11 protein-coding genes are annotated in these 14,937 nt (G+C 64.4%); 7 read left to right on the plus strand and 4 right to left on the minus strand.

Features of this window, described 5'->3' with window-relative positions:
• Positions 1-876 precede the first annotated feature (876 nt).
• Both D3260_RS10280 and D3260_RS10285 read right to left on the minus strand, forming a co-directional pair.
• Positions 877-1,374 carry a MaoC/PaaZ C-terminal domain-containing protein gene (locus tag D3260_RS10280; RefSeq protein WP_120098505.1) on the minus strand — a complete coding sequence of 166 codons (498 nt, stop codon included), beginning with the start codon at positions 1,372-1,374 and terminating at the stop codon, positions 877-879.
• Between the two features lie 116 nt (positions 1,375-1,490).
• Entirely contained in the window at positions 1,491-3,080 is a 1,590-nt protein-coding gene (locus tag D3260_RS10285) for an acyl-CoA carboxylase subunit beta (protein ID WP_120098506.1), read from the minus strand.
• A 296-nt stretch (positions 3,081-3,376) separates the two neighbouring features.
• Here D3260_RS10285 and D3260_RS10290 point away from each other — a divergent pair, with 296 nt between their 5' ends.
• A complete protein-coding gene (locus tag D3260_RS10290) occupies positions 3,377-3,844 on the plus strand; it encodes a cupin domain-containing protein (RefSeq protein WP_120098507.1) in 468 nt (155 codons plus the stop codon).
• A 71-nt stretch (positions 3,845-3,915) separates the two neighbouring features.
• Positions 3,916-4,662, plus strand: a complete 747-nt coding sequence (locus D3260_RS10295; RefSeq protein WP_120098508.1) for an SDR family NAD(P)-dependent oxidoreductase — start codon at positions 3,916-3,918, stop codon at positions 4,660-4,662.
• 627 nt (positions 4,663-5,289) lie between these two features.
• Here the strand turns inward: D3260_RS10295 and D3260_RS17835 are convergent.
• Positions 5,290-6,996 (minus strand): class I SAM-dependent methyltransferase, encoded by a 1,707-nt coding sequence (locus tag D3260_RS17835; RefSeq protein WP_120098509.1) that lies wholly within the window; start codon positions 6,994-6,996, stop codon positions 5,290-5,292.
• Positions 6,997-7,245: 249 nt separating this feature from the next.
• On the opposite strand from D3260_RS17835, the gene D3260_RS10305 reads away from it, so the two are divergent.
• The 5 genes from D3260_RS10305 (at position 7,246) to djlA (ending at position 13,679) form a co-directional block, all read left to right on the plus strand.
• Positions 7,246-8,877, plus strand: coding sequence for an ATP-dependent DNA ligase (locus D3260_RS10305; RefSeq protein ID WP_120098543.1), 1,632 nt, complete (start codon positions 7,246-7,248; stop codon positions 8,875-8,877).
• 127 nt (positions 8,878-9,004) lie between these two features.
• Positions 9,005-9,298 (plus strand): hypothetical protein, encoded by a 294-nt coding sequence (locus tag D3260_RS10310; RefSeq protein WP_120098510.1) that lies wholly within the window; start codon positions 9,005-9,007, stop codon positions 9,296-9,298.
• On the plus strand, positions 9,291-11,786 hold the full coding sequence (locus D3260_RS10315) for a ligase-associated DNA damage response DEXH box helicase (RefSeq protein ID WP_120098511.1): 2,496 nt from the start codon (positions 9,291-9,293) through the stop codon (positions 11,784-11,786). The genes D3260_RS10310 and D3260_RS10315 overlap by 8 nt, the downstream gene beginning before the upstream one ends.
• A 345-nt stretch (positions 11,787-12,131) precedes the next feature.
• Complete coding sequence (gene pdeM / locus D3260_RS10320; RefSeq protein ID WP_120098512.1) at positions 12,132-12,815, plus strand: ligase-associated DNA damage response endonuclease PdeM; 684 nt, start codon at positions 12,132-12,134, stop codon at positions 12,813-12,815.
• Between the two features lie 54 nt (positions 12,816-12,869).
• Positions 12,870-13,679, plus strand: coding sequence for a co-chaperone DjlA (gene djlA / locus D3260_RS10325; RefSeq protein WP_120098513.1), 810 nt, complete (start codon positions 12,870-12,872; stop codon positions 13,677-13,679).
• Positions 13,680-13,967: 288 nt separating this feature from the next.
• On the opposite strand, the gene D3260_RS10330 is transcribed toward djlA, so the two are convergent.
• A complete protein-coding gene (locus D3260_RS10330; protein WP_120098514.1) occupies positions 13,968-14,867 on the minus strand; it encodes a LysR substrate-binding domain-containing protein in 900 nt (299 codons plus the stop codon).
• Between the last annotated feature and the right edge of the window lie 70 nt (positions 14,868-14,937).

The following is a 14,937-nucleotide window of genomic DNA, read 5'->3' on the forward strand; positions in this document are numbered from 1 at the left end:
ATGGATCTTCTAGGGTCTGTTATTAACCCGGCCTAAAAATAGATGATTTTTCGGGTTGATAACGCGCGTGTGCGACAGCACGCGCGCCACGGCCAACGGCCGTGAAGCCATTGAAAATAAAAAGACGGACAAGGGCCGGCGTTTCTTTCGATGGCGTTGAAAACAGCTGACGTCGTCAGCTGTTTGGGTGCCGGATTAATAACACGTCGCACGTGACCGCGGGGTCGGTCTTTGAGCGCAACCCAACGGGACGGCGGTCATTTTTCCGCAATCCGGCGTTGTCGTTCGCTACAGCAGAATGACGGTCGTACGCGTCCGATGCCTTGTCTTGCATAAAAATGAGCCCCGGCGCGGCGCACGCGGGAAGTGTTAACAGGCCGTAAGACCGGGCCAGCCGGCTGGCCTATTGCCCGCATGACCTGCCTGAAGACAGCCGGCGCCGACATGCGCACAACATCAGCTGTTTCGATCACCGTTCGGCGTTTCCAAAAAGACCACGCCGGATCGGCTGGGTGAGCAAGCACGGTGTTGTTCGGCGGTCATTGGATGCGGTGGGCGCCGACACTGGCGTGTTTGGCCTGTCATCTGCGACTGCGACTGCGGCGTCGGTGACGCCGGCCGCGCGTGAACCGGGGCGCGATGCCTGTCGTCTGGAGCAAGGCGCTAGCCGCAGCTTGTCATCGATTTCACGAGGCGGGCGGGCGGCGGGACACAGACAGGGACGGGGCAGTTACCCCGTACTCATCACTGCCTGTCGCGGCCAGCGGTCGATGGACAATGATCGTTGCCGGCCCGCGAGAGCTCGACGCCCGCCGCGGCCGCGTGTCGCCGGGGCGATGACCGGTCGCGCCCCGCGGCTGGCCGAGCCCGGGGCGGTCAGTCTGTCTCTCGGGTCTGGATCATGAAACTGCTGCGGAAGGTCATCACACGCGTTTCGTCCTGCTTGAAGATCTCGTAGTCGATCGCCCAGATGCCCATGCCCGGCTTGCTCGACCGGCGGGCTTCCACCAGATGGCCGGCCGCATGGATGGTGTCGCCGATGAACACCGGCGCGCTGGCGCGCACGGCGTCGAGCCCGAGCCAGGCGACCACGTTACTGAAATACCCGGTCTGGCTCATGAGGCCGAGGCCGAGCGACAGCGTCAACGGGCCGTGGGCGATACGTTGGCCGAACTGGGTCTGCGCGGCATAGGTTTCGTCCAGATGCAGCGAGACGAGATCCCCTGTCAGGCCAGCCCAGTTGACGAGATGGGCATCGGTGATCGTCATGCCGGCCGTCTGGATGATGTCGCCCGCGACGAGGTCTTCCCAGTAGCGGTCGGGACGGCCCTTGATCGTCGGGGTGTCCGGTCGGGCAGCGGTTTCTGTTGGCATAAGTTGTGTTCCGGGCAGCTGAATGATCGACGTGCCGCGCCCCGACACCAGGCGATCGCGGCGATCGGGCAGACGAGGGGTCGGGGCGGCGTCTTGTCGGTGTCGGTGAACGCGGTCTATACGGGGGTGACGGCCTGGCGGCGCTCGACGCGGGTCATCTTGCGGCGGGAATAAAGATCCAGACGCCGGACCAGCTCGGCGCGCAGGTCATTCGATGGCACGACGGCCTCGACCGCGTTTTCGTTGGCAATCTTGAAGACATCGATGTCCTCGGCGTATTCGTCGCGTTTCTTCGTGATGAACGCCTGGCGCTCGTCGGGATCCTCGATTGCCTGGATCTGGTTGTAATAGATGCCGTTGACCGCGGCATCCGGGCCCATGAGCGCCGGTCGGGCCGTCGGTAGCGAGATCACCGCATCCGGGTTCATCGGCGCGCCCGACATGGCCAGATATCCACCGCCATAGGCCTTGCGCACCAGCACCGTGATACGCGGGACGCGACAGTCGGAAACCGCCGAGACCATCTTGGCGCCGTGGCGAATGATGCCCTCGCGCTCGACCTGCGTGCCGATCATGTAACCGGCGATATCGGCCAGGAAGACGATCGGAATGTTGTAGGCGTTGCAGATCCAGATGAAGCGCGCGGCCTTGTCCGAGGAATTCGGGAAGATGGTGCCGCCCATGTGCTGGGGCTGGTTGCCCACCAGCCCGACGGCACGACCTTCGATGCGGGCGAAGCCGGTGAGCATTTCCGGCGCGAAGAGCTCCTTGTACGGAAACCACGAGCCTTCATCGACCAGCGATTCGATGAACTCTTCCATGTCGAAGACTTCGGATTCCTTGAGCGGAACGATATCTTCGAGCGTCCGGCCCGACCTGGGCGCCAGCGGCGCGGCCATCGGCGGTGGCGTTTCCCAGTTGGCCGGCAGGAAGGACAACCACACACGGATCGCGTTCAGCCCTTCGGCATCGTCCTCGACGAGCACATCGCCCAGGCCGGAGACGGTGCAGTGCATGTCGGCGCCGCCCATTTCCTCAAGCGTCACCTGTTCGCCGGTGACCATCTCGGCCAGACGCGGTGAGCCCAGATACGCGGTAGCGTGCTCGCGGACCATGATCGTCATGTCGCACAGCGCCGGCACATAGGCCGAGCCGGCCGGTGACGGCCCGAACAGGGCACAGACCTGGGGCACCCGTCCGGAGATCTGGACCTGGTTGTAGAAGATGTTGCCCCAGGCATGGCGGCCCGCGAAGCTGTCGAACTGTTCGTCGATCCGGGCGCCGGCCGAGTCGAACAGGTAGACGATCGGGATGCCCGCGTCGTCGGCGTTCTTCTGGGCCTGAGTGATCTTTTCGAAGGTGCGCTTGCCCCAGGTGCCGGCCTTGACCGAGTAATCGTTGGCGATGACACAGGCCTTGCGCCCGTCGATACGGCCGTAGGCCACCACGACGGCATCGCCCGGCAGGCCTTCCTCATAGCGTGCCAGCAGCCCGTCCTCGACGTAGTCGGTGTCGTCGAAAAGCAGCTCAAGGCGTTGACGAACGAGCAGTTTGCCCGATGCCTGGATCTTCTCGCGGCGTTTTTCCGAGCCGCCGAGGCGGGCATCGGCCAGCTTGTGCGACAGGCGCTCATGCACGTTCGCCGCGTCTGCGGCGGCCTCGTCGACTGACGGGTTTTCGACTTCGGAATCGGTTCGGTCGCTCATCGATGGCCTCCGGGACGACAGCGTGAAAAGAGTGCGTCCGCTCGATTATACAAACGTTCGTTTTTTTATGTACAGTGTATTGGTCGGTCGTTGTCAAGTCCCGCGCAAGACAAACGCGTCGGTTTGGGCAGTGACCGCCGAGGGATCATGAGTCGGTATCAGGATTCGCGTGGCATGCGGACACCTGCGGTAAATCAAATGGTTTCGCTTCGCACAGATTGCCGCCAGCCGTACCGATTGCCGGCCCGTGATCGGCAGACAGACAGATTCATCCGAAGAAACTGAAGGAGAGGCGCATGTCGACCGACGAGATGAAGCACGACAAACCGACGGACGAGAGCGCTCGCGTTGTGCCCGTCGTCACCCGCAGCGGCGAGGAGAATACCGGGACCGCCCAATCGGGCGATTGCGTCCGGGTCTCGGGCGTATCGATGCAGCACACGCCGGCCACCCGAATCTGGTTCGGCGAAGTGTCCAACAAGCCGGGCTTTCGCTCGCCGCCGCATCACCACGGCGAAGCCGAGACCGGGGGCCGGGTCATCAAGGGCCATGGTCGAATCTATTTCGGCGAGAACTACGCCGAGTACGTGGATATGAAAGCAGGCGACTGGGTCTTCGTGCCGCCGTACATGCCGCACGTCGAGGCCAATATGTCGATCACGGAAGATCTGGTCTGGATGACCTGTCGCACGCCCGAGAATATCGTGGTGAATCTGGACGAGGTGGACGATGCGAGCCTTGAAGGCTATCGCCGGGCCGAGTGAATACATCGCCACCCCTGCCGGGTCGCGACACTTTCACCGGTTCATTTCACAACGGACTGTGATGCATACCCATGGATAAATCGTCACTCAATGTCCTGGTCACCGGCGCCGGCGGCGGCATGTGCGAGGGCATCAACGCGCGTCTGGCCGCGGCCGGGCATACTGTCGTCTGCGTTGATCTCGATACCGAGCGCAGCGAGCGCGCGGCCGATGCCATCACCCGCTCGGGTGGCCAGGCCACGGCATTTGCGGCCGACATCACCGACGAGGCCGTCGTCGAGAAACTGCATGACGACGTCACGCGGGATGTCGGCCCGATCCACGCTCTGGTCAATGCCGCCGGTGTGCTTGACCGCAAGTACATGGACGACAGTACCGCCGAATCGTTTCGCGGGGCGCTGGATGTCAATCTGGTCGGCCCGTTCAACATGATCCGCGCGTTTTCGCCGGCCATGAAAGAAGCTGGCTGGGGACGTATCGTGAATATCGCCTCGATCGCCGCCATCACCGGCTATATCTATCCCAGCTATGCGGCGTCCAAGGCCGGTCTGGCGAATCTGACGCGGTCTCTGCTCGAGGATTTCCGTGGTACGGGCATCACGGTGAATGCGGTGTGTCCGGGCGTGGTCGATACACCCATGGTCATCCAGAAGGTTCGGGATCAGGTGGCGCGACGCGTGCCGACACAGGCGATCATCGAGCCGGACGAGGTGGGCGCGCTGGTGTGTTTCCTGCTCTCGCACGATGCCCGAAGCATCAATGGCGCCGAGATGGTCATCGATGGCGGGGCGACCCAGCTTTTCCGGCTGTTCGACTGAAGCCCGGGCCCTGCCGATTCCGGTCACACCCATGGTGTCGGGCCGGCGCGGTTGATAGGGAACCTCTGATCTATTCATCTACGGTCGCGCCGGTGTCTTTTGCGCGCGTCTGACAAGACGCCGCGAGCGCCGTTTGCTGAATGCAAATGAGCGAGCGGCAACGCCGCTCAGGCGCGCGCAAAGCCCGGCCGCTAAGCGGTTTGTCCCAAAAGGCCGCGCTACGGCGTTGCATGGCTGGATCATAGAGTGGCTATGACGCGGCGCCATGCGCCTTGTATCGTGGCCTTTTGGGACTCAAACGCGACCGTGGATGAATAAATCAGAGGTTCCATAGATAGCGGCCCGGTCGACAAGACGTCGAAGGCAAGGCCAGTGGCCGTCGATGACGGTTGTCTGGCGGTTGTTGTCTGATGGGACGTGTCGTGGATCGATACGCCTGCGCGCCAGGATTGGGCGTCAAAACGTCTGATCCCCGTTGCGCGCCTGGCCTCGCCGGACGGACGCACGCCAACGGGGCGCGCGGAGCGCCCCTCGGCAGATGCTAGAAAAAGAGCGCCGTCGGCAGAGCCGAGCGGCGCTCTTTTGATATCCGACGACACGGTCGAGCACGTGCCGTCGGCGCGGGCCTTAGTTATCGAAGACCATGATGCCCCAGGCCAGATGCCCGGCGTTACCGGCATCGACCCAGTGCTGCAGCCCTTTCTTCATGTGGGCGATGTAGTCATCCGAGATGCTGGTGCCGGCGAGTTCGTGCTCGCGCGATTCGAGCGTTTTCCGGATGCCGCCGTAATGGCGTGCGACCTGATCGGTATGGTTTTCGAACACACGCAGCGTCAGACCGCGACGCGTGAGCTCGCGCTCGTAGAACGCCGGTGAGCCCATGGTTTCGAGCTGGATGCGTGCGAGTACCGGCGCCAGTACGCCGTCCGGGCAGTCGTCGGCCATCATCGGGTCGGTAAAGACCAGCACGCCGCCGGGCTTGAGTACCCGGACAGCTTCCTCGATCACACGACTGCGATTGCCGGAGTGGAGCATCGCATCCTGCGACCATACGACGTCGAAGCTGTCTTCCTCGTAGGGGATGTCCTCGAAGTCGCCGTCGACAATGGTCACGCGTTCCGACAAGCCGCGGATACGATTCTGTCGCCGGCCGCGTTCGTTCTGGACCTCCGACAGGTTCAGCGAGACGGTCGAGGCGCCGTACTTGTCGGCGACATATCGCGCCGAGCCGCCGTAGCCGCCGCCGATATCCAGCATCTGGGTATCCGGGCCGAGCTTGTCCTCGATCAGCGCGCACATGCGCTCGACCGTGCGGTGGCTGGCCGTGACGACGTCGTCGGCATCGGTGTCATAGAGCCCGATGTGGATGTCTTCGCCGCCCCAGAGCTGGGAGTAGAAATTGTCGGCGTCGTTGCTGTTGTAATACTGCTGCGCGGTCTTGACGGCGGCGCTGTAGCTGCGCCCGCGCGTGTTCGTGCGCTTGGCGGCCTGGGTGTCGTGCGAATCGGCGACGTATTTCTTTTCGGCCACATGGACGAAGAAATCGGGATCCTCCTCGCGATAGCTCGACTGGAAATCGCCGTAGGTGGTCACGTTCTGAAAGCCGACCTGATGCATGAGGTCGTGCACATAGGCCTTGCGCAGCGGGAACATGTTCAGGTGATAGACGGAGCCGTCGTCGGAAAACTCGTACTGGAATCGCGCCAGCCCGTCGTCGACGTGTTCGGGCGTCGCGGACACGCCCTCGCCGCAGTAATAGTATTTCTTGCTTGGCGACGATTTGCCGTCGAGCAGCGCATCGTAGTTGCGCTGGTCGAGCACGAGGATGCCGTCGTGCTTGAGCAGCGCATAGAACTCGGCCAGCGTGCGACGCCGGTCGTGCTCGTTGAAGATATGGGTAAAGGAGTTGCCGAGACAGATGACGGCGTCGTAGCGCCCGACCATGTCGCGGCTCATCCAGCGCCAGTCGGTGTGCACGGTCTTGAGGATATAGCCCCGGGTTCGGGCGTTGTCGAATGCCTTGGAGAGCATCTGCGGGCTGCCGTCGACGCTGGCGACCTCGAAGCCGGCGCGCAGGAGCTGAACGGAATGAAAGCCGGTGCCGCAGGCTGCATCGATGACGGTGTGGCAGCCATGTTTTTTCAGGACATCGATGAAGAAGTTGCCTTCGCTGGCGGCACGGCCGTCCCAGTCGATCAGGTCATCCCATCGTTCGACAAAGTCGTGTACGTATTCGTGCTGATAATGGTCGGTTTTGCGGATCTCGGTCGGTGCATCGCCGAAATCCTGCTCGCGTTGAAACATCGGGTCGACGGTGGTCTCACTACTACTCATACGCAATCCTTGTGCCGCGGCTTCCCCAGGGCTCGATTGCCGACCGCGGACTGTTCAAATGGGTCCGCCCAACCGTAGGCAGCCCGCGGTCCAGCTGCAACGCGCTGACGCGATTCAGCGGTTCGCAAGCCTGCATCCGATAGCGCTCTAAGGCAGTATCCTCAACGTTTGGGCGGTGGTCCGACTCGGCCATTGCCGGTCGCGGCCGATTACGCCTTTGTGGGGCAATCCGCGCAAAAGGTCCGCACGATGCGACGATTCACTGCGTTATACATGCGTCTCGATGCCACGACGGCGACCAACCCGAAAGTGGCCGCCATGCGGGACTATTTCGCGTCCGCGCCGGCCGCTGATGCTGCCTGGGCGGTGTCGTTTCTGTGCGGGCGTCGTCTCAAGCGTCTGATTCCCGGTCCGAAGCTGCGCGAATGGGTCGCCGAGACGATCGATATGCCGATGTGGCTGCTGGAAGAAAGCTATTCGGCGGTGGGCGATTCCGCCGAGACCATGACGCTTCTGCTCGATGAGATCGCCGCCGGCGAAAGTGGGCTTGATGTGCCGCTGCATACCTGGGTCGAGTCGCGCATCCTGCCACTGAAGCAGTGCGACGAGGCCGAACAGAAGGCGCGTCTGGTCGCCTGGTGGCGCGAGCTGCCCACCGAAGCGCGTTTCACGCTCAACAAGCTGCTGACCGGCGCGTTCCGGGTCGGCGTGTCGCGGCGTCTGGTCACGCGGGCGCTGGCGGAATACGCCGGCGTCGAGGCGGCCCGCATCGCCCATCGACTGATGGGCCGCTGGCAGCCCACGCCGGCATTCTTCGAACGCCTGATCGATCCGGCGGACCGCGGTGAGGATGCCGCCCAGCCATATCCGTTCTTTCTGGCCTCGCCGATCGAGAATGCGCCCATCGAGACGATCGCCGATCTGGGCGAGCGCGACCAGTGGCACGCCGAATGGAAATGGGACGGTATTCGGGCCCAGATCATTCGTCGGGCCGGTGAATGTCATATCTGGTCGCGTGGTGAGGACCTGATGGCCGGCCGTTTCCCCGAGCTGGAGGCTGCCGCGGCCGATCTGCCCGAGGGCTCGGTCATCGACGGCGAGATCCTGGCCTGGGAGCCGGGCGCGCCGTTGCCTCTGCCGTTCGCACGGCTTCAGCGCCGCATCGGCCGTTTGAAGCCCTCGGCCGCGATGCAGAAAAAACATCCGGTGCGTTTCTTCGCCTATGACTGCATGGAATATGGCGGTGCAGACGTACGTACGGCGCCGTTGAGCCAGCGCCGCGATCACCTGATACACCTGCTGGCCGATGTCGATGAACGGATCGCACTTTCCGAGCCGGTAACGGCCGATTCCTGGGCGGACCTGGCCGCGCTGCGACAGCAGTCCCGCGAATACGCGACCGAGGGATTCGTGCTCAAGCGAGCCGACTCGCCGTATCGGGTCGGCCGGGTCCGCGGCGACTGGTGGAAATGGAAGGTCGATCCCTTTGCCATCGATGCCGTGCTGCTCTATGCCCAGCCGGGTTCGGGGCGTCGCTCCAATCTGTTGACCGATTACACGTTTGCGGTCTGGGACGGCGATGCGCTGGTGCCGTTCGCCAAGGCCTATTCCGGGTTGACCGACCAGGAGATACGTCAGGTCGACTCCTGGATCCGCAAGAACACGAAGGAGCGCTTCGGGCCGGTGCGATCGGTGACGCCGCATCAGGTCTTCGAGCTGCATTTCGAGGGCATCCAGGCGTCCAATCGCCATAAATCGGGCATCGCGGTCCGGTTCCCGCGGATCGCCCGCTGGCGGACCGACAAACCGTTCGCACAAGCCGATACGCTCGACAATGTGAAAGCGCTTCTGCCGCCCAACGAGCAGGCCGCGCTGTCGTGATGAACAGTGCGCGATCTCGGCGCCGACCATCGCATATGCGGGGTCGTCGGTTCGGTGCTATGGATGCCCGTATCGACGCCGCGCGGGTTCTGGCCGGTGTGATGGCCTCTTCAATCGGAATTGCCTCATGAATCAACAACCGGAAACCGGGCCCCGCCGGATCCGCTGGGCCGACATGACATGGCGTGATTATCTGCGCATCGGCGCCGGCCTGTTCTTTTTCGTGCTCGGATTGGCCGGGCTCGTTCTGCCGATTCTCCAGGGCGTGTTGTTCTTGATCGTCTCGGCCATCCTGCTGGCGCCGTATTCGCTCTGGGTCCAGAAACAGCTGATGCGACTGGAACAGCGCTTCCCCTGGGTGACCGAGAAGGCCCGTGGTATTGCCGCGCGTTGGCGCAAGGGCCGACCGGCCGATGACTGAGACCGCGGATGCGCATGCCGAGACTGCGATCGATTCCCGTATCACGGCCTGGTTCGCAGCGCGCGACTGGCATGTCTTCGACTTCCAGCGCGAGGCCTGGGCCGCCCGGGCCGGTGGACACTCGGGCCTGATCCATGCGCCGACCGGTACCGGCAAGACGCTGGCCGCCTGGTTCGGCGCGATCAACGCCTGGTGGATGAGTGCAGTCGACGAGACGACAACGCCCGGTCTGACCGTGCTGTGGATCACGCCACTGCGAGCCCTGGCCGCCGATACCACCCAGCATCTGGTGCGCTCGGCCGAAGAGCTTGGTCTGTCGTGGACTATCGAACGGCGTACGGGCGATACCAAATCGCACGTCAAGGCCCGCCAGCGCAAGAAGCTGCCGAGTGCACTGGTGACGACGCCCGAGTCGCTCAATCTGCTGCTGTCCTACGCGGATCACGAAGCCATGTTCGCCGGTCTGCAGACCGTGGTCGTCGACGAATGGCACGAACTATTGTCGACCAAGCGCGGAGTGGCGCTGGAGCTGGCACTGGCTCGGCTGCGAGCGATCAATCCGCGGTTGGCCACCTGGGGCCTGTCGGCAACCCTGGCCAATCTCGAGCAGGCCGGGGCAGCGCTGACCGGCGGTGCCGATATCGCCTACATCCGCGGTGTGGTCCCGGCGACGACCGAGATCACGGCCCTGTTGCCGGAAACCGTGGACCGGTTTCCCTGGGCCGGACATATGGGCACCCAGATGGTCGCGCCTGTCATCGCGACGATCGAGGCCGCCCGGACCACGCTGCTGTTCACCAATACGCGCAGCCAGGCCGAACTCTGGCATCAGGCCCTGATTCGCGCGCGCCCCGACTGGCTGACGCAGATCGCCTTGCATCACGGCTCGCTCGATCGCGAACTGCGCGATACGGTCGAAGCGATGATCGCCGACGGGCGGCTGGCCTGTGTGGTCGCCACCTCCAGCCTCGATCTCGGCGTGGATTTCTCACCGGTGGACCAGGTCATCCAGGTCGGCAGCCCCAAGGGCGTGGCGCGTCTGCTGCAACGCGCCGGGCGCTCCGGGCATCGGCCCGGTGTGCCCAGTCGCATTTTGTGCGTGCCGACCCATGCCTTCGAGCTGGTCGAGATCGCCGCGGCGCGCAAGAAGGCACTGGCCGGAGAGCTGGAGGCGCGGCGACCTCTGACCGGCGCCCTCGATGTGCTGGCCCAGCATGTGGTGACGCGCGCTCTCGGCAGCACGGCGAGCGGGGGGCTGACGCCGGCCGCCCTGCGTGCCGAAATCGCCACCACACATGCCTATCGCCATCTGAGCGACGAGGCCTGGCAATGGACGCTGGATTTCGTGACCCGCGGCGGGGCGGCCCTGTCGGCCTATCCCGAGTTCCGCCGTGTCGATACCGACGCCCAGGGCCGGCTGACGGTCGGCGACAAACGCATCGCCCGCCGGCATCGCATGACCATGGGCACGATCACCTCGGATGCGGCGATGCGGGTGCAGTGGACCAAGGGCGGCCGGCTCGGCACTGTCGAGGAGCGCTTCATCGCCCAGCTCAAGCCGGGCGACGTCTTCCTGTTTTCCGGGCGTCTGCTCGAACTGGTGCGCGTACGCGAGCTCACGGCCTACGTGAAGACCGCGACACGCAAGAATCGACAGGTGCCGCGTTGGGCCGGCGGGCGTATGGCGATTTCCGGCACGCTGGCCGATGCCATCCGCGAGCTGCTCGAAGCCGCGCGCGATGGCCACTACGGCGAGCCGGAACTGATCGCCATCCGCGACCTGCTGGAGCTCCAGAAAGGCTGGTCCGCGCTGCCGGCGGCCGACGAACTGCTGGTCGAGCACGTCACCTCGCGCGAGGGCCGGCACTGGTTCTTCTACCCCTTTGCCGGCCGGCTCGCGCACGAAGGACTATCGGCTCTGGTGGCCTGGCGATTGGCGCGCATGCACCAGGCCACGTTCCGTTTCTCGGTCAACGATTACGGCTTCGAGCTGGTCACGCGATCCAAAGTGGATTTCGCTGTCGACGAGCTGCGTGCCGCCTTCTCCCCGGATCATCTCGTCGACGACCTGTTGACCTGTCTCAACGCCAGCGAACTGGCCAAGCACGCGTTCCGGGATATCGCGCGAATCGCCGGGCTGGTGTTCTCGGGCTATCCGGGCCAGACCAAGAGCGCGCGGCAGGTCCAGGCTTCGAGCGGTCTTGTCTACGATGTGCTGGCACGCTACGACGCCGACAATCGCCTGCTCACGCAGGCCCGGGACGAGGTATTGGAACGTGAGCTCGAGATCGGCCGTCTACGCTCGGCCCTGGCACGTGTCGGCGAGCAATCGATTCGCCTGGCCGAGCCGCCTCGCCTGACGCCGCTCGGTTTCCCGCTGTGGGTCGAGCGCGTGGCCAGCCAGGTCAGCAACGAGTCCTGGAAGGATCGGGTCGCGCGGATGACGGTCCAGCTGGAAAAGGCAGCAGATCGCAAGTCCTCTCGTTAGTGGGGCTGGTTCTTTGCGAGCGGTTCCGGTGGGGCTCCAACAAACCGACACCGATTCAAACACCCGCCAAGCGCAGCAGCACGAGGCTGCACCGGCATCCTGATATTCACTCGATGGTTGGCTATACGAATCCGAACAAGTCGGCGATCGGACAGCGAGTCTGACGTGGCCGGTGCGGTATCGTCTGTCTGTCGCAGTGGCGGCGAGGGCGCATCCAAAGAGGTCAGTAGCGCAGGCATCGGCGGGGCGCTCGTAGATACGATCTCGTGGCGCGGTGTCCGCCGGCCGGATCCGGAACTTGCCGTCTGTCGTAAGCTGTCGCCTGACCCGCCGGATCGTCATCCCATGCCCGCGCCTGCTGAACCGATGGTCGAGACTGCGAATGCCGAGTTGTGCCTGGCCGGCGAACGTCTCGTGCTGCGCGCTGATCACAGTGTGTACTGGTCGAAAGCGCAGACGCTGTTTGTCGCGGACACGCATTTCGGCAAGTCGGGTGTATTTCGCCAGCAGGGGGTGAACGTGCCGTCCGGTACGACCGAGGCCGATCTGGCACGTCTGGAGGCTGCGCTGGCCGAAACGGGGGCACGCCGACTCGTGGTGCTGGGCGATTTCGTGCATGCGCCGCCGGCCGCCGACGCGCCGTGGTTGGCACGCTTTGCGGATTGGCGGGCACGTCATGCGTCGGTGGAGATCATTGTCACGCGTGGCAACCATGACCGGATACACCGCCTGCCGGTGGACTGCGATATTGACTGGCAGCCGGGCGCGCGTTGTATCGGGCCATTCGTCTGTCAGCACGAGCCGGGCGCGGATGCGCGTGGCCCGGTGCTGGCCGGACACGTGCATCCGGTCGTGCGGCTGGGTGCGGGCACCGAGCGGGCGCGCCTGCCGGTGTTCTGGCGACACGACGACGGGTTGATGCTGCCGGCCTTCTGCAGTTTCGCCGGTGGTGGGCGGGTCTCTCCGAAGCCGGCCGATCAGGTCTTTGTCGCCGTTGACGGCGAGGTGATCGCAGTGCCGCTCGGATGACGTGTCGTCCGGATGGCTCGCCCTGCAGGGGAGTGCACCGGTAGAATCGCGCGCATGTTGATCGCAATCATAGCCGGGGCGTTTCTTGGCGCCTCGTTCATGGGTTTTTCCGGCGGCGTGCTCGGCGCCGTGGCCGGTTTCTGGATCTACCAGCTGCTGGCCATGGGGACGCGGCGCGGCAATCTGGGCACGATACAGAACCAGTTTCTGGATTCGACGTTTGCCGTGATGGGCGCCTTGTGCAAGGCCGACGGCCGAATCACGGACGACGAGATCCGTGTGGCCGAGGAATTGTTCACGCGGCTGCGCATGTCGGATGCGCAGAAGAGTCAGGCGCGCGAAGCGTTCAATCGCGGCAAGCAGCCGGATTTCGATCTGGATGCCGAAGTCGAACGCTTTCGGCAGACGGCCCGCGGGCAGCGTGCGCTGCATCAGATGTTCCTGCAGGTGCAGATCGCGGCTATTGCGGCCGATGGCAAGGTCAGCGCGCCCGAACATGAAGCGCTCATGCGCGTCGCCCGCGGACTTGGGCTCTCGGAAATGGAAATCCGCCAGCTCGAGGCGATGCTGGGCATGCGCGGCGGCGCCGGGGGCGGCGGCCAGACATCGGGCGATGGCATGGGCTCGCGTGCCGGGGTTTCGCGCGAGGACCAGCTCAAGCAGGCCTACGAAGTCCTCGGCGTGTCGGCCGATGCCACCGATGCCGACGTGAAGAAGGCTTATCGGCGCCAGATGAGCCAGAATCATCCGGACAAGCTCGCCTCCAAGGGTATGCCGGACAGCATGCGCGAGATGGCCGAACAGAAGACCCGCGAGATCGGGGCGGCCTACGAGCGTATTCGTGAAGCGCGCGACATGAACTAGTGTTTCGTTCGAGCGCCTTTTCGTCGAGAGGCCGCCGTGTGTCCGGCAAGACGCGAGTCGCCGTGTCGTGGCGTGCCACGATCAAGGCTGGCAACGCCGCCGGGCGCCCATCGTCGATTTTTCATGGGCGGCCCAACCCGAAGGGACAAGCGCCCCGAAATCAAGAATACGACGGCAATCCAGCGTTGTAGCCCGCTGGTGCAGCAGAGCTGCACGGCGCGCACGACGCCTCGTCTGGCCGCCCATCGTCAATTTCAGGGCGCACCTGGCGCGGACTCGCACGTAACCTCAATTGGCTCTAGCGCTCTCGGTGAGGGCGTCGATGAGCCATATCAGGGCGCGGCCGCGATCGCCACGGCGCCATAGCACCCAGGTTGGCCGCGGCTCGGGCGTGCGCACCGTCTCGAGCTCGACGAGGCGTCCGGCGGCGACGGCCTCGGCGACCCATCCGGCAGGACAGTACCCGACGCCGAGACCGCGTTCGATAGCCTCGATCTTGGTGCGCATCCCGCTGACGGTCAGTCGGGGCTGGCCGTCGAGCAGATTGCCGCTACGCTCGTTGAAGTGGCGTGCGCTGTCGGCGACCACGAGTGCGCGATGGGCTCGGATCGTCTCGTCATCGATCGGTGTCTGGGCAGCGGCCAGCGGATGGCCCGGCGCGCAGCAGAACACGAATGACAACGTCCCGAGCGGCGCCCGCCGGATGCCTTCATGCGCGGGCGGCTCCGTGACGCCGACGGCCAGTTCCACCCGGTCCTCGATCAGGGCTTCCCAGCTGCCGGCCAGCACTTCCTCGCGCAGCACCAGATCGATACGCGGATGGCGTGCCGTGAAGGAGGCGACCAGCGGCCAGAAGGCCGACGGCGGCATGGTCGCATCGATGGCCACACGGAGCTGGGGTTCCCAACGATCGGCGAGCCGGCGCACGGCTGAACCGAGTTCCTGAGTCGCCGTCAGAATCCGCCGGCCTTCGTCGAGGAGCAGGCGCCCGGCCGGTGTGAGTACGGCCCGATGGCCGCTGCGATCGAAGACCGCGACCCCAAGCTCCGATTCAAGCTGACTGATGGTGTAGGACACGGCTGACGGGACGCGATAAAGCGCTGCCGCCGCTGCCGCGAAGCTGCCATGGCGGTCAATGGCATCCAGTGTTTCCAGCGCGTCGAGGCGAATCGAGGGATCGGTGGGCACGGACAGTCTTCAGTTTCGTTCAAATTATTTGATCGACTATGCCAGAAGGCTTCGCTATCGCGGGCCGTGC

It is taken from the genome of Salinisphaera sp. Q1T1-3 (assembly GCF_003602005.1).
Lineage (GTDB): Bacteria > Pseudomonadota > Gammaproteobacteria > Nevskiales > Salinisphaeraceae > Salinisphaera.